At 70.1% G+C, this 23,124-nt stretch carries 16 protein-coding genes; 8 read left to right on the forward strand and 8 right to left on the reverse strand.

The genetic code is table 11. The features are described 5' to 3' along the window. The first annotated feature begins 54 nt into the window (after nt 1-54). From katE to ligD, 3 genes are all read left to right on the forward strand, one after another. Entirely contained in the window at nt 55-2,160 is a 2,106-nt protein-coding gene (gene katE / locus CFB49_RS31940; protein WP_089493363.1) for a catalase HPII, read from the forward strand. 102 nt (nt 2,161-2,262) lie between these two features. Next, complete coding sequence (ku, locus tag CFB49_RS31945) at nt 2,263-3,279, forward strand: non-homologous end joining protein Ku (RefSeq protein WP_069619085.1); 1,017 nt, start codon at nt 2,263-2,265, stop codon at nt 3,277-3,279. A 45-nt stretch (nt 3,280-3,324) separates the two neighbouring features. Next, on the forward strand, nt 3,325-6,102 hold the full coding sequence (gene ligD / locus CFB49_RS31950; RefSeq protein ID WP_089493364.1) for a DNA ligase D: 2,778 nt from the start codon (nt 3,325-3,327) through the stop codon (nt 6,100-6,102). Between the two features lie 4 nt (nt 6,103-6,106). Here the strand turns inward: ligD and CFB49_RS31955 are convergent, their stop codons facing one another. Together CFB49_RS31955 and CFB49_RS31960 are read right to left on the reverse strand one after the other, a co-directional pair. Further along, nucleotides 6,107-7,429, reverse strand: coding sequence for a cation:proton antiporter domain-containing protein (locus tag CFB49_RS31955; RefSeq protein ID WP_089493365.1), 1,323 nt, complete (start codon nt 7,427-7,429; stop codon nt 6,107-6,109). Between the two features lie 43 nt (nt 7,430-7,472). Further along, nucleotides 7,473-7,829, reverse strand: a complete 357-nt coding sequence (locus CFB49_RS31960; RefSeq protein WP_069619082.1) for a DUF3175 domain-containing protein — start codon at nt 7,827-7,829, stop codon at nt 7,473-7,475. Nucleotides 7,830-7,986: 157 nt separating this feature from the next. On the opposite strand from CFB49_RS31960, the gene CFB49_RS31965 reads away from it, so the two are divergent. The 5 genes from CFB49_RS31965 to CFB49_RS31985 all read left to right on the forward strand — a co-directional run bounded on the left by CFB49_RS31965 (nt 7,987) and on the right by CFB49_RS31985 (nt 10,595). After that, a complete protein-coding gene (locus tag CFB49_RS31965) occupies nt 7,987-8,445 on the forward strand; it encodes a hypothetical protein (protein WP_089493366.1) in 459 nt (152 codons plus the stop codon). 84 nt (nt 8,446-8,529) lie between these two features. Then, nucleotides 8,530-8,898, forward strand: coding sequence for a DUF3022 domain-containing protein (locus tag CFB49_RS31970; protein ID WP_089493367.1), 369 nt, complete (start codon nt 8,530-8,532; stop codon nt 8,896-8,898). A 271-nt stretch (nt 8,899-9,169) separates the two neighbouring features. Continuing rightward, nucleotides 9,170-9,718, forward strand: coding sequence for a type 1 glutamine amidotransferase domain-containing protein (locus tag CFB49_RS31975; RefSeq protein WP_069617006.1), 549 nt, complete (start codon nt 9,170-9,172; stop codon nt 9,716-9,718). 4 nt (nt 9,719-9,722) lie between these two features. Then, complete coding sequence (locus CFB49_RS31980; RefSeq protein ID WP_069617005.1) at nt 9,723-10,052, forward strand: DUF1488 domain-containing protein; 330 nt, start codon at nt 9,723-9,725, stop codon at nt 10,050-10,052. Nucleotides 10,053-10,367: 315 nt separating this feature from the next. Next, complete coding sequence (locus tag CFB49_RS31985) at nt 10,368-10,595, forward strand: hypothetical protein (protein ID WP_089493368.1); 228 nt, start codon at nt 10,368-10,370, stop codon at nt 10,593-10,595. A 22-nt stretch (nt 10,596-10,617) separates the two neighbouring features. Here CFB49_RS31985 and CFB49_RS31990 read toward each other — a convergent pair whose 3' ends face one another. From CFB49_RS31990 to glgX, 6 genes are all read right to left on the reverse strand, one after another. Then, nucleotides 10,618-11,868, reverse strand: a complete 1,251-nt coding sequence (locus tag CFB49_RS31990; RefSeq protein ID WP_089493369.1) for a phosphatidylserine decarboxylase family protein — start codon at nt 11,866-11,868, stop codon at nt 10,618-10,620. Between the two features lie 390 nt (nt 11,869-12,258). Beyond that, nucleotides 12,259-13,872, reverse strand: a complete 1,614-nt coding sequence (locus tag CFB49_RS32000; RefSeq protein ID WP_089493370.1) for a Fic family protein — start codon at nt 13,870-13,872, stop codon at nt 12,259-12,261. A 235-nt stretch (nt 13,873-14,107) separates the two neighbouring features. Then, nucleotides 14,108-16,900 (reverse strand): malto-oligosyltrehalose synthase, encoded by a 2,793-nt coding sequence (gene treY / locus CFB49_RS32005; protein WP_089493371.1) that lies wholly within the window; start codon nt 16,898-16,900, stop codon nt 14,108-14,110. Continuing rightward, nucleotides 16,897-19,116: a 4-alpha-glucanotransferase gene (gene malQ / locus CFB49_RS32010; protein WP_089493372.1), complete on the reverse strand. Its 2,220-nt coding sequence runs from the start codon at nt 19,114-19,116 to the stop codon at nt 16,897-16,899. Before malQ ends, treY begins: the two co-directional genes overlap by 4 nt. Then, nucleotides 19,113-20,984, reverse strand: a complete 1,872-nt coding sequence (gene treZ / locus CFB49_RS32015; protein WP_089493373.1) for a malto-oligosyltrehalose trehalohydrolase — start codon at nt 20,982-20,984, stop codon at nt 19,113-19,115. Before treZ ends, malQ begins: the two co-directional genes overlap by 4 nt. A 9-nt stretch (nt 20,985-20,993) precedes the next feature. Beyond that, complete coding sequence (glgX, locus tag CFB49_RS32020; protein WP_069616997.1) at nt 20,994-23,108, reverse strand: glycogen debranching protein GlgX; 2,115 nt, start codon at nt 23,106-23,108, stop codon at nt 20,994-20,996. Nucleotides 23,109-23,124: the final 16 nt, after the last annotated feature.

Genomic DNA, 23,124 nt, shown 5'->3' on the forward strand with positions numbered 1-23,124 from the left:
GGCGCGTCGCCGTGCGGCAGCGGCTTCTACCGAATCCCATGAGGACTCCAGACGATGACGAATCCCCCATCCGCCGGCAAGACGCCCCCGACTCAACCGCACGACAGCGCGAAGTCGCGCCAGCTCGACGAGCACCGTGCGCGGCCCGACGGCGAGGCGCTGCGTACCAACCAGGGCGTGCGGATCGCCGACAACCAGAACACGCTGCGCGGCGGTGCGCGCGGCCCGTCGCTGCTCGAAGACTTCATCATGCGCGAGAAGATCACGCATTTCGATCACGAGCGCATTCCGGAGCGGGTGGTGCATGCGCGCGGCTCGGCCGCGCATGGCGTGTTCCGCGTGTACGAACCGATGGCCGACTACACGAAGGCCGCGTTCCTGCAGGACCCGGCCGCCGAAACGCCGGTATACGTCCGCTTCTCGACCGTGCAGGGGCCGCGCGGGTCGTCCGACACCGTGCGCGACGTGCGCGGCTTCGCGGTGAAGTTCTATACCCAGGAAGGCAACTACGACCTCGTCGGCAACAACATGCCGGTGTTCTTCATCCAGGACGCGATCAAGTTTCCCGACTTCGTGCATGCGGTGAAGCCCGAGGCGCCGAACGAGATGCCGACCGGCGCGTCCGCGCACGACACGTTCTGGGATTTCGTGTCGCTGGTGCCGGAAACCACGCACATGGTGCTGTGGCTGATGTCGGACCGCGCGCTGCCGGCAAGCTATCGCGCGATGGACGGCTTCGGCGTGCATACGTTCCGCTTCGTGAACGCCGCCGGCGTCGAGCGTTTCGTCAAATTCCACTGGCGGCCCGTGAGCGGTGCGTATTCGCTGCTGTGGGACGAGGCGCAGCGGATCGCCGGCCACGATCCCGATTTCAACCGGCGCGATCTGTGGACGGCGATCGAGCGCGGCGACTATCCGGAGTTCGAACTCGGCGTGCAGATGATCGACCCGGCCGACGCGGACAAATTCGACTTCGACCTGCTGGATCCGACCAAGCTCGTACCGGAAGAACAGGTGCCGGTGCGGCCGATCGGCCGGATGACGCTGAACCGCAACCCCGACAACTTCTTCGCGGAGACCGAGCAGGTCGCGTTTCACCCCGGCCACGTGGTGCCGGGCATCGATTTCACGAACGACCCGCTGCTGCAGGGGCGGCTTTTCTCGTACACCGACACGCAGCTGAGCCGGCTCGGCGGCCCGAATTTCCACGAGCTCCCGATCAACCGGCCGGTGTGCCCGTTCGCGAACAACCAGCGCGACGCGATGCACCGGCAGACGATCAACGTCGGGCAGGCGTCGTACGAGCCGAATTCGACGAGCGGCGGCTGGCCGCGCGAGACGCCGCCCGCGCCGTCCGGCGGCGGGTTCGAGACCGTGCCCGAGCCGCTCGAAGGCCACAAGGTGCGCATTCGCAGCGAATCGTTCGCCGACCATTTCTCGCAGGCCGCGCTGTTCTACCAGAGCATGACCGACATCGAGCAGCGGCATATCCGCGACGCGTACTGCTTCGAGCTCGGCAAGGTGACGCAGCCGCACATTCGCGAGCGCGTGGTCAACGAGATCATCGCGCGCTTCGACGCGGGGCTCGCCGCGCAAGTCGCCGAACGGCTCGGGCTGCCCGCGCCCCAGGCGGCCGCGACGCCGGTCGTCGCGCAGCGTTCGCCCGCGCTGAGCCTGATCGGCCGCGCGAAGCCCGGCATCCGCTCGCGCAAGATCGCGCTGATCGCGACGCCTGGCGTGAACCCGGTGCTGGTCGAGCAGGTGCGCGACGCGCTGCAGGCCGCGCACGCGGTGCCGACGATCGTCGCGCCGACGCTCGCGCCGATCGGCGGCATCGTGCCGGAGGCGACACTCGTCGGCATGCCGTCGGTGATGTTCGACGCGGTGTTCGTGTGCGGCGGCGACGGCGATGGCCGCGATCTCGCGCATAGCGCCGACGCCCGCCATTTCGTGCGCGAGGCGTTCAAGCACCTGAAGCCGATCGCGGCCGTCGGCTCCGGTCGGCAGCTGCTCAGCGCCGCGCACCTGCCCGATCCGGCCGAAGGCGTGTGCGTCGGGCAGGCCGTCGATCTCGACGCGGTGCTGAATTCGCTGTCGGATCACCTCGGCCAGCATCGCGTGTGGGCGCGCGAACAGCAGGCGGCGGAGTTGCCTGCTTAAGGCCGAAAGCGGCCCAAAACGGCCGACAGCCGCCGACGGCGGCTTGCGCCGTACCGCGCGCCTGCCTTCGGGCGGGCGCGCATTCGGCAAGGAGGAACACGCATGGCACCGCGGATGATATGGAAAGGCGCGATCAGCTTCGGGCTCGTGCACGTGCCCGTGCAGCTGTTTCCGGCGACGCGCACCGTGAAGCCGTCGTTCCGGATGCTCGACAAGCGCTCGATGGACCCGATCGGCTATCGGCAGATCAACAAGCGCACCGGCAAGGAAGTCACGCGCGAGGACATCGTGCGCGGCTACGAGTACGAAAAGGAGCGCTACGTCGTGCTCACCGACGACGAAATCCGCGCGGCGAACCCGGAATCGACGCAGACCGTCGACATCCTGACCTTCGTCGACGAGGACGCCGTGTCGTTTCTCTATCTCGACACGCCGTACTACCTGGTGCCGGACCGCAAGGGCGAGAAGGTCTATGCGCTGCTGCGCGACGCGCTGAAGGACAGCGGCAAGATCGGCATCGCGCTCGTGGTGATGCGCGACCGCCAGCATCTGGGCGCGCTGATTCCGGTGGGGCCGATACTCGCGCTCGATACGCTGCGCTGGCAGGAAGAACTGCGGCCGCTCGACGAACTGTCGGTGCCGGCCGCCGACGCGAAGGGCGCGGGCGTCACCGCGCGCGAACTCGGGATGGCGAAGAAGCTGATCGACGACATGTCCGGCACCTGGACGCCCGACGAATATCACGACACGTTTCGCGACGACATCCTCGAACTGGTCGAGCGCAAGGTGCGCGCGGGCAAGATCGAGGAGATCGAGGATCGGCCCGCGCAGACCGGCCGCGCGGCGAGCAACGTCGTCGATCTCACCGAGCTGCTGAAGCGCAGCCTGAAGGGCGGCGCCGGTGCGCGGGCGGCGGATCTGCGGGGAGCGCGCGACGAAGGCGAGGGCGAGGCGTCGTCGTCCCCATCTCGCAGCGGCGCGCGTCGCAAGCCGCCATCGACATCCGCATCGAAAGGTACGACGGCGAAAACCGCGGCGAAGAAGACCGCCGCGAAACGCGGCGCGGCGAGCGACCATGCGACGAAAAAGACCGCCGCGCGCCGCAAGCACGCGGCGTGATGCGGATCACGCCGACTCCGGTTCCGATTCAGACGAGGTGACGCGATGGCCGGCAAGCTCGATCCGTATCGCCGCAAGCGCCATTTCGGCGCGACGCCCGAGCCCGAAGGGGCGCACGAGAAGCGGCGCACGAAGGCCGATGCGAAAGCAGGCGCGAGGCCCGCCGCGCGCGAACGCCATCCGCTGCGCTTCGTGATCCAGGAGCACCATGCGCGCCGGCTGCACTACGACTTCCGGCTCGAACTCGACGGCACGCTGAAGTCGTGGGCCGTGCCGAAGGGGCCGAGCTTCGATCCGCGGGTGAAGCGGCTCGCGGTGCACGTCGAGGACCATCCGCTCGAATACGCGTCGTTCGAAGGCGAGATTCCGGCCGGGCATTACGGTGCGGGGTCGGTCGTCGTCTGGGACGAGGGGACCTGGACGCCCGACGGCGGTGTTGCGCAGGCACGCGAAGGCTATCGGGCCGGCAAGCTGACGTTCCGGCTCGACGGCGAGAAGCTGCACGGCGGCTGGGCGCTCGTGCGCAGCGGGCGGCAGGAAGGGCGCCAGGAGCAGTGGCTCCTGATCAAGGAGCGCGACGACGACGCCCGCAGCGCCGATGAATTCGACGTCGTCGGCGAGCGGCCGGGGAGCGTGCACGACGGCGCATCCGACGGCGCCGCGCGCAGGTATGCGGCGCGGCGCGGCCGATCGACCGGTGACGCCGGCGATGGACACGACGCGCGACACGAAAGTGACGCAAGCCGCGACAGCCCGCGCCCTGCCGATCCGTCGCAGGTCGAAGGCGCGGTGCGTGCGCCGCTGCCCGAGCGCGTCGCGCCGCAACTCGCGACGCTGGTCGATGCGCCGCCGACCCAGGGCGGCTGGTGCTACGAACTGAAGTTCGACGGCTATCGGATTCTCGCGCGCATTGCACGGAAGGGCGCACGCCGGCGCGTCACGCTGATGACGCGCGAAGGCCGCGACTGGACCGCGAAGCTGCGCGCGCAGCGCGACGCGCTCGCGGCGCTCGACGTCGACGACGCATGGCTCGACGGCGAGGCCGTCGTGCTCGGCGAAAACGGGCTGCCCGATTTCCAGGCGTTGCAGAACGCGTTCGGCACGGACCGCTCCGACACGGTCACCTTCTTCGTATTCGATCTGCCTTATCTCGACGGATACGACCTGCGCGACGCGCCGCTCACCGCCCGTCGCGCACTGCTCGAACCGCTGCTCGCGAACAGCGATCCGGCGCGCGTGCGCTTTTCGCCCGATCTCGGCGAGGACGTCGCGTCGCTGATCGCGAGCGCGTGCGACACCGGCCTCGAAGGGCTGATCGGCAAGCGTGCGGAGTCGCGCTATCGCGCAGGCCGTTCGCCTGCGTGGATCAAGCTCAAATGCCGGCGCCGGCAGGAGTTCGTGATCGGCGGCTTTACGGAGCCGTCGGGCAGCCGGCACGGCTTCGGCGCGCTGCTGCTCGGCGTGCACGAGCCGGCGCCGGCCGGCAAACGGCGGCGCGGGCCGGCGCCGCTACGCTACGTCGGCCGCGTCGGCACCGGCTTCGACGCGCGGATGCTCGACCGTCTCGCCGCGATCCTGCGCAAGCACGAACGCGACACGATGCCGTTCGATGCGCCGCCGCGCGAGCGCACGCGCACGCGCGTGCACTGGGTCGAGCCGACGCTCGTCGCCGAATGCGAATTCGCGGAATGGACCGGCGACGGGATCGTGCGGCAGGCCGCATTCATCGCGCTGCGCGACGACAAGCCGGCGGAGCAGATCGTCCGCGAGAGGCCGAAACACACGGAAACGGAGGTGACGATGGATCAACGCGAAACCACCCACGACGACAAACCCAAGCGCGCATCGTCGGCCGCCCACGCAACCGCCGATCGCACGCACCGGTCACGTGCTCGCACGGTCGCCCGCGCGGAAGGCGACGCGTCCGGCCCCGACACGCTGGGCCGCGTGCGCATCACGCATCCCGAGCGCGTGGTCGACCCGCAAAGCGGCACGCGCAAGATCGACCTCGCGCGTTACTGGCAGTGGGTCGCGCCGTGGCTGCTGGCCGATCTGAAAGGCCGGCCCGTGTCGCTCGTGCGCGCGCCGGGCGACATCGCCGGCGAGCTGTTCTTCCAGAAGCACGCGGAGCGCCGCGAGATTCCGTTCGTCACGCAGCACGAAGGGCTCGATCCGGGCCACGGGCCGCTGCTGTCGATCGACAGCGTCGATGCGCTGCTGGGCGCCGCGCAGATGGGCACGGTCGAACTGCACACGTGGAACGCGCACGCGTCGAACATCGAGCGGCCGGACCGCATCGTGTTCGACCTCGATCCCGACCCGGCGCTGCCGTGGCGCACGATGATCGACGCCGCGCAACTCGTGCGCGGGCTGCTCGACGAGCTCGGGCTCGTGTCGTTCTGCAAGACGAGCGGCGGCAAGGGGCTGCACGTCGTCGTGCCACTCACGCGGCATGCGGGCTGGGACGACGTGAAGGACTTTTCGCGTGCGGTCGCGCAGCACGTCGCCGGCACGCTGCCCGACCGTTTCACCGCGACGATGGGGCCGCGCCACCGGCGCGGCAAGATCTTCGTCGACTATCTGCGCAACGGGCGCGGCGCGAGCACGATCGCCGCGTATTCGGTGCGGGCGCGGCCCGGCATGGGCGTGTCGGTGCCGCTCGACTGGGACGAAGTACCCGACACGACGGGCGGCGCGCAATGGACGATCGATACGCTGCACGCGCGGCTGGACACGCTGAAGCGCGACCCGTGGGAAGGCTATGCGAGCACGCGCCAGCGCATCACCGCGGCGATGCGGGCGCGGCTCGGTGCCGATGCGTGAAACGTCAGCGCCGATGCTGCTGCAGCCGGTAATACCAGTTCATCAGCGGCGTCGCGGAGATCCCGTGCGCGACGACCGACGCGGATACCACGGCCAGCACCGGCGCCGCGAGCGGGCGCACCACGTCGGATGGCCCGTGCTCGAGCGCGAACAGCAGGTAGTAGAACGAGCCGATCCCGCGGATGCCGAACCACGCCATCAGCCGCCGCTGCGCATGCGTCGCGCGCGAGCCGGTGAGCGTGAGCAGCACCGCCAGCGGACGCACGGCGACGAATAGCGCGGCGGCCAGCGCGATGGCGCCCCATGTGATCAGCGGGCCGGGCAGCGTCGACAGTACGCTGCCGATCATCGTCATCACGATCGCTTCGGCGATCCGTTCGAGCTCGATCGTGAAGCCCAGCACCGATTCGGCCATGAACGCATGTGCCTTGTCCGGATGCTTCTCGGTGGCGACCACGTCTTCCGAATCGATCTGGCCGATCACTTCGCGCGGCGGCCGGTCGCCGCTCGCGCGATGCTCGACGCGCCGCATCGCGACGCCGGCCGCGAACGTCGCGATGAAGCCGAACGTGTGCGCGAGCTGCGCGGCGCCGAACGACAGCACGATCAGCGCGAGCGCGAAGAAGCCTTCGAGGCCGAGCGCCTGCGCGTGCCGCGTGCGCAGCCAGCCGATCATCTTCGTCGTGACCCAGCCGAGCCCGCCGCCAATCGCGGCCGCGCCCGCGATGCCCCACAGCGCGACGAGCGCGAACGTGCCGGACAGCGGCGGGATGCCGTGCGTCGCGCCCGGGGTGCCGCACAGCGCGAGCCCCGCGAGCGCGAACGGCAGCGCGATGCCGTCGTTCATCCCGCCTTCGCCGGACAACGCGAAGCGCACCAGGTCGCGATCGCCGGGATCGTGCACCTGCACGTCGTGCGCGAGCACCGGGTCGGTCGGCGCGAGGATCGCCGCGAGCAGCAGCGCGGGGCCCCAGCCGAGGTCCAGCGCGAGCACCGCGCATGCGGCGAGCAGCGGCACGGTGACGATCATCGCGAGCAGCCCGAGACGGCACGGCACGAGCCACAGTTTGTCGGACAGCGGCACGCGCAGCCGCAGCCCGATCGCGAACAGCGACACGAGCAGTGCGACTTCGACGATCTCGCGCAGCAGTGGCCCGTCGCGTTCGAGGTCGAGATGCAGCAGGCCGGCGCCGGCCGGGCCCAGCGCGACGCCGAGCACCAGGTAAATCATGGCCGAGCTACAGGGAAGGTGGCGCAGCGCGGATGTCACGACGCCCATACTGAGCAGCACCGCGCCGATGATCAGGTACCAGAGGGTTTCGTGCATGCGTGGGAATCGCGGCGGACGGGGATGAGCGGCGCGCCAGCCGTCAGGGCTTGCGCCCGAAGGCTTCGCGCAGCTTCCGCTTCGCGCGTTCGAGCGTCGTACGGCGCGTCTTCGGCAGGTTGCGGCCCGCGCGGTTCACGTAGAAGTTCAGCATTGACATCGCCGACTGGAACGGCGACGCCTTGCGGCGGCGGCTGTGTTCGGCCGAGTGCTTCAGCGACGCGGCGATCGCGGCCGGATCGTCGGATTTGAAGATGTCGGGCTCGATGTCGAGCGCATCGCTTTTTTGCGTGACTTCGCCGGACCAGCGTTTGCGGTGGGCCGGGTCGGCGCTGCGCGCGCGGCCCGGGCGGCGCGTGTGGCGCTTGCCGTGCGCGTGGGAAGCGGAAGCGGAAGGCATAAGGCAGGGCTCCGTATGGGGTGACAGAAGGGTCGTGCGCAGAGAGGCGCCGCAAATCGCGTGCCGCGTCGCGACCGTGGCCGGGGACGGCATGGGTCTTGCTGAAGGATCGGAGCAGGAATTTCCATCACGCGATCACCCATAGGGAGAAAACGCCATGAAGTCAGCATTCGAATCGAAGTTTGTCGCGCGGCGCGTGCTGGCCTGCGCGGCCGTCGCGATCGTCGCGGCCGCGCCGGCCGCGTGGGCGCAGAACTCGCAGCGCTCGGACGAGGGCACCGGTGCGCCGAATCCGTCGATGGACATGTCGACGCCGGGCACGAATGGCAATACGGCCGCGCCGCCTCCGCCGGCGGGCACGCAACGGCATGGCGCGAAGCACGGGATGCGTTCGCACAGCGGGGCGGCAGGCCACGTGAAGCCGGGCGGCGGCCCGAACGGCGCCGGCCAGGGCGGTAGCGGCGCCGCGGGCGGCGGGGTCGGCGGCGGCTCGGGCGGGGCCGGCGGGTCGGGTGGAACGAGCGGGTCGGGCGCCGGCAACGGCGGTTCGGCGGGCTCGACGGGCACGGGCGGCGGCGGGGCCGGCGGCACGGGCGGCGGTTCCAGCGGTTATTGACGGTGTCGTGCCGGCGCGGCCGGCACGGCGCGATGGCGGCGCGGTTTCCCGGACGGGCGCGCCGCCACCACGCAGGAGGACATCATGCAATCGAATTCCCGGATTTTCCTGGAGCAGGACGAGATCGACGGCGATGCAAGCGACATGGACGATCTCGACACGACGGTCCACGTGGACGTCGAAACGGGCAGGGTCATGTTCCACGCGGCGTGGGCGAACGCCGTCGAGGCGCCGCCCGAGGCGGCCCGGCACTCGGTCGTGCTCGCGCTCGAATGCTCGACGATGGAACGCTACGCGGATCTCGACGAAGGCGCGCGGATGCGCGTGCACGCGATGCTGCACGACGCCGTGCAGCAGACGCTCGAGCAATTGCCCGATACCGGCGACGAACACCTGACGCTGACGGTCGAGCTGACCGACGCGATGCTCGACGCCGCGCGTCATCTGCAGTAATCGCGCCGGATCGGCGTACGGGGGCGCCACGGCGTCGCATTACATCCCGTTGAAATCTTTGCAGCCGGGCGTGCGGCGACGTACAGCGACCGATCCCGCCATTCGCGGGTGGCCGCCACCGATCGCGGGTCGTTCCCCCGTTGTCCCGCGCGACGCGTGGAACGGCGAGGCCGACGGGCGAAGGCTCCCGCGGCGGAACGGCGATTGCTGCGTGACGGGCAACGGCACGACGTGTGCCACTTCCATCCCATCCTCATCCACGGAGGCATTCATGAGCGGCAGGCTGGATCATTGCAAGGTAGCGATTCTCGCGGTCGACGGCTTCGAGGAAGCCGAGCTCGTCGAACCGCAGCGCGCGCTCGCGGCAGAAGGCGCGCAGGTGGACGTGATTTCGCAGCAGCGCGGCGAGATCCAGGGTTTCCGGCACGTCGACAAGGGCGAGCGCGTGAAGGTCGACCGCACGTTCGACGATGCGCGCGAAGGCGATTACGACGCGGTCGTGCTGCCGGGCGGCGTCATCAACGGCGATGCGATCCGGATGGTGCCGGCCGCGCGCGAATTCGTGACGGCGGCCGTCGGCGCCGGCAAGCCGATCGCGGCGATCTGCCACGGCGGCTGGCTGCTGGTGTCGGCCGGGCTCGTCGAGGGCAAGACGATGACGAGCTGGCCGAGCCTGCAGGACGACATCCGTCACGCGGGCGGCAAGTGGGTCGACGAGGAAGTCGTGCGCGACGGCAACCTGATCACGAGCCGCAAGCCGGCCGATCTGCCCGCGTTCAACGGCGCGCTGGTCGAGCGTCTCGCGGCGCGGAGGGTATGAGCCGATGCCGGCAGATTCCCCACGCTCCGTGACGCTGACCGACGAACCGCCGACGTTCGACGGCGCGGCGCTGCAGTTGCGCTTCGTCGTCGACGTGGACGGGGCGCCGCAGGCCTGCGCGATTACGGTGGAGGCGCTGGAAGATCATTTTGGCGCGCACTCCGCGCTGGAGGCCGACCTGCGCGACGCGTTCGAGCGCGGCCGTGCGCGTATCGAAGCCGCGTGCGCGGACGTGCTGGCGAGCGGCAACCACGACGTGGTGCTGCACAGCGGGTATTTCCGTGCGCCGGGCGGGCGTGCGCGAGCGGGGTTGTTTCGCTCGCGGGAGCCCTGAGCGGGGTCGCATTCCGCCACGCGCGCGGCCCGCAACCGGCCTGCGTCAGGCGGGTTTCATCGGAGGTATCCGGCGCCCGCCGTTGCCGCCCGGTTGCTTGCCGTTACCCATTACATGCCGTTGAAAACTTTGCAGCGGCTCGAACGCGCCGTGCGGTGCCAGATCGCGCGGCGCGGGCGTCGCACGACCACCGGTTGAATGCCCACTGTTGGCACGGTCCCTGCATGCCCGTAACGTCGCCGGCGCACGCTTCGCGCCGGCTGCCGATGCGACGCCGGTGTCGCGTCGCGCGTCGCCGCCAACGGGGAAACGAGCATGCTGACCGCCCATGAATTTGCCGCGCTGTTCCTGGCGCATCACGCACCGGAACAGATCCAGATCGACCGCGACGACGTTGTCTCGCTTGTCGAGCAACAGTTGATCGTGCTGCAGCACGACGACGCATCGGGCGCACACCGCCCGGCACTGACCGCCGACGGACTGTCGGTCCTGTGCTGCGTGCAGCGGCACGACGGGGCCCGGTTCGACACCACGGAAGCGTGACGCACCGGGCCGCACGCGACGCTCACCGTGCGATCGCGACGGGCGCATTGACCTGCACGACGGGCGGCTGGCCTTCGAACGGCGGCGCGTACAGGAAGCGATCGATCACGCCGGCCTCGAACAGCAGACAGTAGGTCGAGCCGCCGAACTGGAAATAGCCGATCTCGTCGCCCTTGTCGACGCGCTGCCCCGGCATGACGTCGATCACGCACGACGACACGTCGCCCATCCCGACGAACACGGCGGCCACCGTGCCGATGCCGGGATCGTCGCTCGAGATCGCGACCACCGCGCGCGCGGCGACCGCCGTCATGTAGCCCTGCGAGTCGTTGAGCCCGGCCGGGTCCGGGCCTTCCGCTTCGGCGACCGAATAATAGGCGCCGTCTACGCGATACGCGTGGGTGACCACCCCACGCACCGGCGCATGCCAGCGATGGTAGTTGTACGCGCTGAGGTAGGCCTGGTAGACGTCACCGCCGACGAATCGCTCGGCGAGCGACAGCCACGCGGGCGTGAAGAGGTCGCGCAGCGAGTACGGCTGCGCCTTGATCCAGAAGTTGTCGCGCAGCTTCACGTTCGTTTCGGTGTGATACGGCGAGGCCTCGCACGCGCTGACGATCACGTGCGGATCGTCGGGCGCCGCGACGGGACGCGCGCCGTCGCGAAAGCGCCGCGTGAAGAAGTCGTTCCACGAATCGAAGCCCCAGTGCGGCTGGTCTTCGCGATACTGGAACTGCGACAGCCCGAGGCGCTTGCGCGCTTCGTCGCAGAACCAGCCGTCGGGCGGCGACGTGTCGAGATGCGCACGCGAATGCGGGCCGCCGAGGAAGTCGCACCATGCGTTCAATACGCGCTTCAACTGCGTATTGACGGCCGCGTCGCGAAACACCGCGTGGCCCGACGGCATGCACATCGGCCAGTCGAAGAACGCGTTCAGCGGGCACACGATCAGGCTTTCCTCGCTGAACGGCGGCGTGTACGTCATCAGATGGTCGAGCACGGTCATCAGCTCGCCGATCGAAGCGTAGCCGAGCCGGTATCCCGATTCGAGCGCTTCGTCGATCGCGCGCGTCAGGCTCATGCGCAGCACCGCGTTGTCGTCGAACAGCCGCGCGAGTTCCTGCACGGCCGGCGTGCGCAGGCGCTCGCCGGCATGCGCGCGTGCCTCGTTCGCGATTTTTTCGCGGAACGCGGCCATGTGCGCTTCCTCGCTGGCCATCCATCCGCCGAGGCGGCGGCGTGTGGCGGGCGGCGCGTTGCGATTCGTCGGCATCGTCTCCTCCGAAATGGTTAGGGGGCGAAGCGATGGAGCAAGACGCTTGCCCGGCGCGCGGCACCGAAATTGCTGCGCGTGGGCGACCGTTTTTTTCAATGACTAAGGAGAGAAATATGGCTACGGCTTCGAATGCACGACAGACGAACGATGCGGAATCGACGGACGGGCGTCGCCGCAGCGGGCAGCGAACCGTGACGCCGACGCGTGTGCGAGCACGACCGCATGCGGCGGCGCCGCGCGACGGCGCGCGGCGCGGCGAGCGCGGTGATCGCAGCGCAAGCGGAAACGGGCCGGTGACACCGAGCCGTGAAGAAGACGCGGGGAAACCGCTGTGGGAGGACGATCGCGGCGAGATGCCGCCGGAAGAGTGGTCGTGAGGTCGGGTATTTACTGGCCCGCCGGCCGTTCGGGCCGGTAACGGTCGGCAATCGCGACATCGACCGATTCACCGTCGCGAAATGCCGCAGAAACCGCATCAACGATAGCGGGCCAAATACCGGGTCGTTGCAGGACAGGCATTTCCTTTGCGAGGACGTTGCTGAGTTGTCCGTTGTTTTGCTCGAGCGATCGTAGTACCCGGTCGGCTTGATGATCCGGCATTTCGACGATTTCCTTGAGCGCCTGCCGAGCCAGCGTGTGGCTTCGCAAATAGCGCGACTCCTCGCGCATGTGTTCGGTTAGCGTGCGCCGGATGATGTTGGCCAGATATTGCACATGCGGACTCAGATCCGGATACCGCCATAGAGGTCTTGCCCGTTCGGCGCCGTCAAACGCGAAATTGGATACGACACCGTCCGGATAAGACGTCTGGGCCGCTGTGAACGATATGTTGTCGCGCACTTGTTCCATCAGGGGTACGGACACCTGATCCAGTACGCTGTCGTATCCACGACGTTCGCCGGCGTCGTCCATGATCACCGCGGAAACGGGAAGGATCACCGGCGCGGGAATGGCGCCGTCCCGGCGCAGGACATCGTTGATCAGGAAGCGATGGACGCGGCCGTTTCCGTCCGCTAATGGATGAACATAGACGAAACCGAAGGCTGCGACCGTGCTGCGCAGCACCGGGGATTGCCCGGTAGTGCGCTCCAGGAATGCGCGAAGTCCGTCGAGCATTGCGGGAACATCGTCTTGTCCAGGCGCCACGTAGTGGACGACTTCGCTAAAGCGTATGGTCTCTCCGACGAATACGGGCGATTGCCGGAAGCCGAAATGCGTGAGCGTGGTTCGCTCGCCGAGGATTTCCCGCTGCAGTTCGGCAGCGGCGGCATCTGTCAACGGTTGTTCGCCCTGAGCGGTACGTCGGGCCATGACGTCGGCGAAGCGCTGGATACGAGTGGTGTGGTCAGCCTCTCCCTCGATGGCAAAACTGGCCTTGCTTTCCCGCAATGTCATCCAGGTTGCCGCACGCATCAGCAAATCCTCGCCGAACTCCTTTGCCAGATCGGCGAAGAGACGCGGCACGTCAAGCGCGGCGGCCTCCATGAAAGCTGCAGTCTTGACGAGCGTCGGGCAGAAGTAGCGCGTACCCGGCAGGTTGTCGTTCACCCGCCACCGGGCATTTCTCAGAACGTGGTTGCGGGACGAGGTGACGATCTTGGTGTCGTCGAGGACGTCGACGTAGTTGCCGCCCAGTCGCTCGGGAACACTCAGGTGGTCATCGATGAGCCATTCGTAAAGAAAAGCGGCGCGACGGGCATACTGACCGGTCGGCTCGGCGTCGATCCACGCCTGGATGGCACTGGGGCCCGATTTCTTGAACAAGCGCGTGAGAAGCTCCAGTTGCGGGATCTCGTGACGCAGATGAAACTGGAGATGGGCGGCGAAGTCATCCGACGGACGCATGAGTTCCGGGTAGGTTTCGAGTCGATAGCCGTCGACGATTTCGGTGGCTCGTCGGCTCCCGATGCGACTGAGTACGGGAGGCCGAGCCATGGGCGCAACGTCGCAGTTCGCGATTAACCACGCGCCGCCAATCGGATCGTCGGGCAATTCGGGCATGGGGAGGCTCCTCTCAGTCGGCTCAGGCTCTGCTCAAAATCGATTAGAAACGTCGGTTTTGTGCGCAAATCGATTACGGATGTACAAAAACGATTATACGCGGCCTGTTTTGCATAAATTCGATTATCCCCGAGCCACAGACGGGCGGTGTGGACACGACATCCGTCCGAAATTGTTTCGACCCCTTTAAGTGGGCTATGAGTCTCCATTCCTTAGGTGGCGACGACCGAGGGGGCTACCGGGCGCGAGCGTGTCCGGGACGATCCTGATTCGACCGTCCAGCAACCAGCACCGCCACGGGCAACTCGGCCAGGCAGCGATCAACCGCCAGCACCCCTTCCGGCGCATCGATCGCGTCGCGCGCATTCAACCCGTCGATCCACGGTCCTTCGACGCCGCGCGGCAGCACGACCGCCGTGTCGCCCCACTGCGCAGGCTCCACGCGCGGCAACGCGGGCGCTTCGCCGAGCAACCGGCACGCGAGCCGAGTTGCGATCACCACCACGGTAGCCGCGTCATCGCAGCGCGCGAACGCCACCGCGTGCCGCGCGAGCTTCCCACGCACCCGCAGCGGCACGTACGCACCGTGCGCAAACGTCGCCGGCCATCGCGCACGCAGCGCCAGCATCCGCTCGATCAGCGCGCGCTTCACCCGCGCATCGGGCCACACCGGCAGATACGACGCCACCGGGCCGTCGACCGATACGGTCGCCAGCGTCGCGAACGGCACGTCGCGACGGTTGTCCGGGTCGACGAGCGAGTGATCCCATGACTCGGTACCTTGATAGAGATCGGGCACGCCGGGCGACGCGATCCGCAGCGCCGTTTGGGTCAGGCTGTTGACGACGCCGGCCGGCGCGATCCGTGCGACGAACGCATGCAGCCGATGCGCAAAATCGCCCGCGCCGCGCGGCGTCAGGATCGCGCGGACGAATGCTTCGCAGCCTTGCTCGTAGTCCGGCTCGGGCGCGAGCCAGTCGGTGTACTGCTTCGCCTCGCGCAGCGCCTTCGTCTGCCATTGCACGACGCGCGTCGCGAGCGCGTCGAGGCCGGCCGCATCGTCGGGGGCGAGCGCCGGCGGCCAGCAGCCGACGAGCGTCTGGACCAGCATCGCCTCGGCGGCCGGGCCCGGCGTCCACGCGAGGTCGCGGTGCGCTCCGCCGCGATGCGGCAGGTTCAGCGCCGACCAGTCGAGCGACACCGCGCGCCACGCATCGGGCACTTCGCTGAGCACCGCGAGCCGCGCCCGCGCGTCCTCGCCGCGCTTGTGGTCGTGCGTGGCCGTCGCGAGGAGCCCATGCGGCACGGTGCGCGCACGGCGCCGGTTGCGTGCATGGAACGCGCCGCGCGACAGGCTGAAGTCGCCGGCGTCGGCGCCGACCTCGTTGCGCGACAGCAGCCGGCCGTAGCGATAGTTGGCCGTATCCTCGACGCCCTTCGCGGCCAGCGGCGCGGTGAGCTGCGCGAACGCGACACGCGCCGCGACCAGTGCATCGGCGTCCACGCGCGGCACGCGCACCACCGGCAAGCCGAGCCACGCGGCGACGTGCTCGAGCGCGAACCGGTCGGCCGGATCGACCGCCGCGTAAGCACCGTCGTACGCGTGCGCGAGCACGCGGAGGTCGGTGTCGGCCGGTTCGGCGCCCCGCGCCGGATACATCCGGTACACGGGCAGCCGGATTGCGAGTTCGCCGAGCACGCGCCGGATCGCGATCAGGCTGACGTCGCGCGTCGCGGGCGACGTCCGTGCGATTCCGTGCAGCAACCGCGCGACCCGTGCATGCTCGACGGCGAGCTGGCGCATCAGCACGCGCCGCTTGCCGTCGAGCGCTTCCTGCGCGAACGTGCGCGCGGAACCCGATACGGCCGCCCAGTGCGCGGCGAGCGGCTCGGCGCCGGCCGGGTCGTGCAGCAGCGCGCCGACGTCGTTCATGAAGTCGTAGCCGGTGGTGCCGTCGACGGCCCAGTCGCTGCGCAGCGCTTCGCCGGGCGCGAGGATCTTCTCGACGACGATGTATGGCCGCGCGTCGCGCTGCGCGGCGAGCCGCGCGTGCAACCGGCGACAATACGCGCGCGGATCGGCGAGGCCATCGACGTGATCGACGCGCACGCCGTCGACGAGCCCGGCCGCATGGAGGTGCAGCGGCAGCGCATGCACGGCGTCGAACACCGCCTCGTCTTCGACGCGCACGGCCGCGAGCGTCGCGATGTCGAAGAAGCGCCGCCAGTTCAGCTCGTCGGCGGCCGTGCGCCACCAGGCGAGCCGGTAGTGCTGGCGTTCGAGCAAGTGATGCAGGCACGCGCGCGAGCGTGCGCGGCGCGGATCGGCGCCGCGCAATACCGCGTCGAGCGCATGCGGGCCGTGCGCGGCCGCATGGTCGCGCAGCGCCGCATGGGCGGCGGCCAGCCGCGCGCTGTCGCGGACCGGCGCGACGTCGAAGCGCTCCGCGAGCGCGTTCAGGTCCGCGCGATTCGCGATGCGAAGAATGTCCGCATAGGTGGCGGCGGCAACCGGCAGCCGCCGCCCCGGGCACGCGATGTAGAAGCGGCCCGCGGCCGCATCGGCGCGCAGCGTGATGTCGCCGGCCGCGAGCGCCTCGCCGTACGGCGCGCCGAGGCACGGGAGCAGCACCTTGCCGTCGAGCGCCGCGTCGGGCGGATGCCAGTCGATGTCGAAATAGCGCGCGTAGGGGCTCGCCGGCCCCCATTCGAGCACGTCGTTCCACCAGCCGTTCGACGAGCCGCCGACGCCCATGTGGTTCGGCACGATGTCGATGACGATGCCGAGGCCGCGGGCGCGCAGCGCGTCGACGAGCCGCATGAAACCGGCTTCGCCGCCGAGTTCCGCGCTGAGCGCGCCATGGTCGACACTGTCGTAGCCGTGCAGCGAGCCGGGCTCGGCCGTCGACACCGGCGACAGGTACAGGTGGCTGACGCCGAGCCGCGCGAAGTAGTCGGCGTGCGCAGCCGCGTCGTCGAACGTGAAGCCCGCATGCAGCTGAAGTCGCAGCGTCGCGCGTGGGGTCATGGGCCGTGCCTCCCCGCGCGGCGCGCCTGCACGACGGCGGCGATGCGCGCGCGCACGTCGGCGTCGAACAACGCGTCGATCGTGCGCGGCAACCGCTGCCGCCAGTTCGGATGGCCGCATGGCGGCCCCGGCAGGTTCGGCTGCGCGTCGAGCGCGAGCAGATCCTCGAGCGGCAGCAGCGCGAGCGGCGACGGGCTGCTCGCGACGTAGGCCAGGATCCCGTTCACCGGCGGCATGTCGGCCGGCGGCACCGCGGCGCCGGCCGGCGCGCAGCCAGCGTGCTGCAGCGCGTGCCACAGCGCGGCGCGCTCGGTCGCGCGTTCCGCATGAGCGGCCAGCAGTTCAGGCGGGGGAGGCGTCGCGTGATTCGAATCGGTGCGCGGCACGGTGTCGTGTCCGAACGCCATGCTTTGCACGATCTCGTCCGAATCGTGCGCGCTCGCATCGTCCGGCGCCGGGGCGGCGACATCGCGCGGTTGCGCTTCGTCGCGCCGCTTCGCGGCGTCGGCCTCGGCCGCGACGCGCCGCCACCCGAGATCGACGCCGCGCCACCAGCCGGCCACGGTCGGCAAATCGTGCGTCGACGTCATCGCGATCGCGTCCCGATCCCACGCGGACGGCGGCCGGAACGCGCCATTCGCGTCGCGCTCGAACCACAGCACGCGCATGCCCGCGACACCTTGCGCGCCGAGCCGTTCGCGCAACCCGGCCGGCACGGTGCCGAGATCCTCGCCGATCGCGATCGCGCGATGGCGGGCGGCCTCGAGCGCGACGAGCCGCACCAGATCGTCGAGCGGATAGCGCAGGTACGCGCCGCTGCGCGGCGAGCCGCCGTCCGGCACGATCCACATCCGCGCGAAGCCGAGCACGTGATCGATGCGGATGCCGCCCGCATGCGCGAACGCCGCGCGCAGCAGCTCGATGAACGGCATGAAGCCGTCCGCGCGCAGCGCGTCGGGCGTCCACGTCGTCACGCCCCATGCCTGGCCGGCCGCATTGAACAGGTCGGGCGGCGCGCCGAGCGATACGCCGCGCAGCAGCGTCGTGCCGTGCGCCCACGCGTCGCTGCCGGCCTGATCGGAGCCGACCGCGAGATCGGCGATCAGCCCGGTCGCCATGCCCGCGCCGCGCGCCGCGTGCTGCGCGTCGCCGAGCGCGCACGACGCGCACCATTGCAGGAACGTGTGAAACGCGATCGTGTCGGCATGCGCGTGCGCGAACGCGTCGACTTCCGCCGATCCCGGCATGCGCCATTGCGCGGGCCACTGCCGCCAGTCCGCGCCGATCCCGTGCTCGATGCAGAACGCCTGCAGCGCGTCGAAGCGCGCATGCGCGTCGAGCGCCGCGCCGCCCGCCGCACGAAAACGCTGGTACGTATCGCGCGACGGGTCGTCGCTGGCGCGCCATGCGTCGAAGCACGCACGCAGACGGCGCAGCTTCGCGGGCAGCACGCCAGGCCAGTCGATCAGCGCGGCATCGGCCGCGCCGGCGGACGCGCGATGCGCGGCTTCGGCGCCCGGCACCGCGTCGCTGTCGAGATACGCGACGTTGTGCCAGCGTCGCGACGACGGCGAATACGGGCTGTCGTGCGCGGGAAGCGCCGGATAGCCGGCGTGCGTCGGGCTGATCGCCACCGCCTGCGCGCCGTGGCGCGCCGCCTGCGCGGCGAGCCGCGCGAGCGCCGTGTAGTCGCCCGCGCCGTCGTCGCCGGTGCGGCGCAGGCTGTAGAGCTGCGCCGCGATGCCCCAGCGGCGGCCCGCGTCATGGGCGTGCGCGAACGCGTCGAACGGTAGCGCCCGCGGCGGCGCGATCGCGAGCCCGATACGCTGCTCGCCGATGTCGAGCGCGTGATAGCCGGGCATCGCGAGCGGCGGCAGCGTGCCGTGTTCGCCCGTGCCGCCCACGCGACCGTCCACGTGCCCGCCGGTTTCGAGCGAGATCCGGAAGCGCGCGCCCGGCGCCGCGACGGTCGCGGGCAGCGTCAGCGGCCGGCCGGCGTCGCCGGTCACGACGCGCGGCGGGGACGCCTTCGCATCGGCGAGGGCCGCCGCGCTGTCGACCCGCTGGATCGCGGTGCCGCATGGCCAGCCGAGCGCATCGACGAGCGCGACGAGCGCGTCGTCGGCCACGCGTCGCGCGACGCCGCCCGCGTCGGTCCAGTCGGGTTCCAGGCCGGCCGCGCGGGCGAGCGCCGCGATCGGGACGTCGGTCGTCATGACGGGCTCCGTCCGTTCGCGCGGTGCTGCCGCGCATCGTGGTTGACCGCACCGTCGCGCCACGCGACGCACGCGCGCGGCGGCACGTGCCCGCCGGGCAGCCGGTCGCGCGCACGCGGCGGCGTCTCGAACACGATCTTGCCGACCGGCAGCGCGGGCAGCGTCGCGTCGTGCGAGCCGAGATTCAGCGCGATCGTCAGCGTGCTGCCGTCGCCGAGGCGCCAGCGCGCGACCAGCGCGGGCGGGTCGCCGTCGCCCGCGAGCAGGTCGACGCCGAGCGAGCGCGCATCGGCCAGGTGCGGCGTCACGAGCGCCGCGCGCACGGCCAGCGCGCTGCGGTAGAAGCGCCGCCACGCGGCCGCGTCGGGCCACGACTCGTCGGGTGGATGGTGCGACGACGAGCGCACGAACGTCGCGATGTCGTTCGGATCGGGAATCGCGTCGCGATGCGCGGCGTCGGCGAACGCGGGAAACGCGGCGAATTCGCGACGCCGGCCTTCGCGCACCGCGTCGGCCAGCGCGCCGCGATAGTCGGTGAAGAACTGGAACGGCTGCGTGCTGCCGTCTTCCTCGCCCATGAACAGCAGCGGGATCGACGGCGCGAGCAGCATCAGCGCGGTGGCCGCGCGCACCGCGTCGTCGTTCGCGAGCGCGCGCAGCCGTTCGCCGAACGCGCGGTTGCCGATCTGGTCGTGGTTCTGCAGGAACACGACGAACGCGGTCGGCGGCAGGTGCGCGCTCGGCTCGCCGCGCGCGGCGCCGTCGTGCAGCGGCGACGGTTCGCCCTGGTACGCGAAGCCTTCGCCGAGCGTGCGCGCGAAATGACGCAGCGGGGCATCCGCGTACGCGCGGTAGTAGCCGTCCCGCTCGCCGGTCAGCAGCACGTGCGCGCTGTTGTGGAAGTCGTCGTTCCATTGCGCGTCGAAGCCGCCGGGGCCGAGCAGGCTCGCGGTATTGCGCTCGTTCTCCAGCACGAGATGCACGTGGCGTGCGTCGCCCGCGTGCGCGCGCACACGGCGCGCGAGTTCGCGCAGCCACGCGTCGTCGTCGATCGCATGCGCGGCGTCGATGCGCAGCCCGTCGAAACGGTATTCGTCGAGCCAGTACAGCGCGTTGTCGATGAAGAACGTGCTCGTCTGCGGGCGGGAGAAGTCGATCGCCGGCCCCCACGCGGTCTGCCGGTCCGAGCGGAAGAAGTCCGGCGCGTAGCGCGGCAGCAGGTTGCCTTCGGGGCCGAAGTGGTTGTACACGACGTCGAGGAACACCTGCAGCCCGAGCCCGTGCGCGGTGTCGACCAGCGATTTCAGTTCCTCGGGCCGCCCGTACGACGCGTCGGGCGCGAACGGCAGCACGCCGTCGTAGCCCCAGTTGCGCGCGCCGGGGAATGCATTGACGGGCATCAGCTCGACCGCGGTCACGCCGAGTTCGGCGATCGCCGGCAGCCGCCGCTCGACGGCCGCGTAGCCGCCGCATGCGCCGACGTGCAGCTCGTACAGCACCGTCTCGTGCCACGGACGGCCGCGCCACGCGTCGTTGCGCCAGCGGTACGCGGCCGGATCGACGACCTGGCTCGGGCCCAGCACGTCATACGGCTGGAAGCGCGACGCGGGATCGGCCACCGCGAGCGCGTCGTCGAGCAGGTAGCGGTACAGCGTGCCAGGGCCGCACGGCGCGACCGTCTCGAACCAGCCGTCGCCGGCCGGCGTCATCGGGATTGCACGGCCGCCTGCGTCCTGCAGTTCGACGGCGGCCGTGCGGCTCGCGGGCGCCCACAGCCGGAAGCGCGTGCGGTCCGCATCGATGCAGGTCGCGCCGAACGACGACGCGTACGCGCGCGTGCCGGGCGGATGGGCGGAACGGGACGTCATGGCGGCTCCTCACGAAGACAGGTCGGGTGGCACGGCCGCGACCGCGATCACGGCCGCATGCGCGGCAACGTCGAGCCCGGCTTGCGGCCACGAGCGCGGGCCGGCGTCGGGCGTCGCGGTGTCGAGCAGGATCCGGTAATCGAGTACGGGCGCGGGCGGCATGAACGTGATGGTCTCGGCCGACGCGTTCAGCATCACGAGCAATGCCTCGGTGCGTCCGGTGCGGCCGGTGCCGACGCGCCGCATCGTCAGCGCGCGGCGTTCGCCGTCTTCCCACGCGGGGACGGTCAGCGCGTCGCCGCGTTCGTCGAACCAGCCGATCTCGCGCATGCCCGGCGCGCCGTCGCGGTCGCCCGACGGATAGCGCGGCGCCGACATCACCGGATACATGCGCCGCAGCGCGGCGAGCCGCGACACGAAGCGGGTCATCTGCACGCCTTCGTCGCTGTGCGCCAGGTCCCAGTCGAGCCACGACAGTTCGTTATCCTGGCAATACGCGTTGTTGTTGCCCTGCTGCGTGCGGCCGAATTCGTCGCCGGCCACGAGCATCGGCGTGCCGAGCGCGGTAAACAGCGTCGCGAGCATCGAGCGCGCGACGCGCCGGCGCACGTCGCGGATCGCCGCGTCGTCGGTCGGCCCTTCGGCGCCCCAGTTCGCGCTGCAGTTGTCGTCGCGGCCGTCGCGGTTGTCTTCGCCGTTCGCGTCGTTGTGCTTGCCCGCATACGACACGAGGTCGGCCAGCGTGAAGCCGTCGTGCGCGGTGACGAAATTGACCGATGCCCACGTGCGGCGCCGCCCGTGATTGAACAGGTCGGCCGAGCCCGACAGGCGCGCGGCCAGTTCCGGGCGCTGCCCCGCGTCGCCGCGCCAGAAGCGCCGCACGGTGTCGCGAAACCGGTCGTTCCATTCGGCGAAGCCGGGCGGATGGCGGCCGAGCTGATAGCCGCCGGGGCCGAGATCCCACGGCTCGGTGATCAGCTTGCGCTGCGCGAGCACCGGGTCCTGCCGCAACGCGTCGAAGAACCCCGCGCCGGGCTCGAAGCCGTGATCCTCGCGGCCGAGCGTCACGCCGAGATCGAAGCGGAAGCCGTCGATGTTGAACGCGCTCGCCCAGTAGCGCAGCGAATCCATCACCATCTGCACGACGCGTGGATGCGACATGTTCAGCGTGTTGCCGCAGCCGGTTTCGTCGACGTGGTAACGCGGATCGTCGGGCCGCAGCCGGTAATAGCTCGCGTTGTCGAGGCCGCGCCACGACAGCGTGGGCCCGAGCTGGTTGCCTTCGCACGTGTGGTTGTAGACGACGTCGAGCACGACCTCGATGCCGGCCGCATGCAGCTGGCGCACCGCGATGCGCATTTCGTCGAGCCGCCGCGTCGTCAGATACGACGGCTCCGGCGCGAAGAACGCGGCCGTGTCGTAGCCCCAGTAGTTGCGCAGCCCGCGCTTCACGAGTTCGCGCTGCTGCAGGAACGCGTGGATCGGCAGCAGCTCGACCGTCGTCACGCCGATCGACAGCAGGTGATCGACGAACGCCGGATGCGCGAGCGACGCGAACGTGCCGCGCTCCGGCGGGCGCAGCCCGGCGCGGCGCATCGACGCGCCGCGCACGTGGGTCTCGTAGATCACGGTGCTGCGCCACGGCACGTTCGGGCGGCGGTCGTTGCTCCAGTCGAACGCCTCGTCGACGACCACGGCTTTCGGCATCGCCGGCGCCGAATCGCGGCGGTCCATCGACAGGTCGGACCGGTTCGAATGCACGCGATAGCCGAACAGCGCGTCCGACCAGCGGAACTGGCCGACCAGCTTGCGTGCGTACGGGTCGAGCAGCAGCTTGGTCGGATTGAAGCGATGGCCGTGCTGCGGCTGGTACGGGCCGTCCGCGCGGAACCCGTACACGGTGCCCGGATGCGCGTTCGGCAGGTAGCCGTGCCATACCTCGTCGGTGCATTCGGGCAGGTCGAGGCGCGCGAGTTCCTTGCGGCCGGTCGGATCGAACACGCACAGCTGAATCCGGTGCGCGTGCGCGGAAAACACCGCGAAGTTGGTCCCGAGGCCGTCCCAGGTCGCGCCGAGCGGATAGCTGCGGCCGGGTTCGAGACGGTCGGGCAGGGCGGTCGGCATGGGGCGTATCTCCGTG

Source organism: Burkholderia sp. AU17457 (assembly GCF_002223255.1).
In the GTDB taxonomy this organism is placed as follows: Bacteria; Pseudomonadota; Gammaproteobacteria; order Burkholderiales; family Burkholderiaceae; genus Burkholderia; species Burkholderia sola.

Bases quoted from the DNA above. Each gene is read 5' to 3' on its own strand.
- katE (WP_089493363.1), top strand. From the start codon at position 55: ATGACGAATCCCCCATCCGCCGGCAAGACGCCCCCGACTCAACCGCAC.
- ku (WP_069619085.1), top strand. From the start codon at position 2,263: ATGGCACCGCGGATGATATGGAAAGGCGCGATCAGCTTCGGGCTCGTG.
- ligD (WP_089493364.1), top strand. From the start codon at position 3,325: ATGGCCGGCAAGCTCGATCCGTATCGCCGCAAGCGCCATTTCGGCGCG.
- CFB49_RS31955 (WP_089493365.1), bottom strand. From the start codon at position 7,429: ATGCACGAAACCCTCTGGTACCTGATCATCGGCGCGGTGCTGCTCAGT.
- CFB49_RS31960 (WP_069619082.1), bottom strand. From the start codon at position 7,829: ATGCCTTCCGCTTCCGCTTCCCACGCGCACGGCAAGCGCCACACGCGC.
- CFB49_RS31965 (WP_089493366.1), top strand. From the start codon at position 7,987: ATGAAGTCAGCATTCGAATCGAAGTTTGTCGCGCGGCGCGTGCTGGCC.
- CFB49_RS31970 (WP_089493367.1), top strand. From the start codon at position 8,530: ATGCAATCGAATTCCCGGATTTTCCTGGAGCAGGACGAGATCGACGGC.
- CFB49_RS31975 (WP_069617006.1), top strand. From the start codon at position 9,170: ATGAGCGGCAGGCTGGATCATTGCAAGGTAGCGATTCTCGCGGTCGAC.
- CFB49_RS31980 (WP_069617005.1), top strand. From the start codon at position 9,723: ATGCCGGCAGATTCCCCACGCTCCGTGACGCTGACCGACGAACCGCCG.
- CFB49_RS31985 (WP_089493368.1), top strand. From the start codon at position 10,368: ATGCTGACCGCCCATGAATTTGCCGCGCTGTTCCTGGCGCATCACGCA.
- CFB49_RS31990 (WP_089493369.1), bottom strand. From the start codon at position 11,868: ATGCCGACGAATCGCAACGCGCCGCCCGCCACACGCCGCCGCCTCGGC.
- CFB49_RS32000 (WP_089493370.1), bottom strand. From the start codon at position 13,872: ATGCCCGAATTGCCCGACGATCCGATTGGCGGCGCGTGGTTAATCGCG.
- treY (WP_089493371.1), bottom strand. From the start codon at position 16,900: ATGACCCCACGCGCGACGCTGCGACTTCAGCTGCATGCGGGCTTCACG.
- malQ (WP_089493372.1), bottom strand. From the start codon at position 19,116: ATGACGACCGACGTCCCGATCGCGGCGCTCGCCCGCGCGGCCGGCCTG.
- treZ (WP_089493373.1), bottom strand. From the start codon at position 20,984: ATGACGTCCCGTTCCGCCCATCCGCCCGGCACGCGCGCGTACGCGTCG.
- glgX (WP_069616997.1), bottom strand. From the start codon at position 23,108: ATGCCGACCGCCCTGCCCGACCGTCTCGAACCCGGCCGCAGCTATCCG.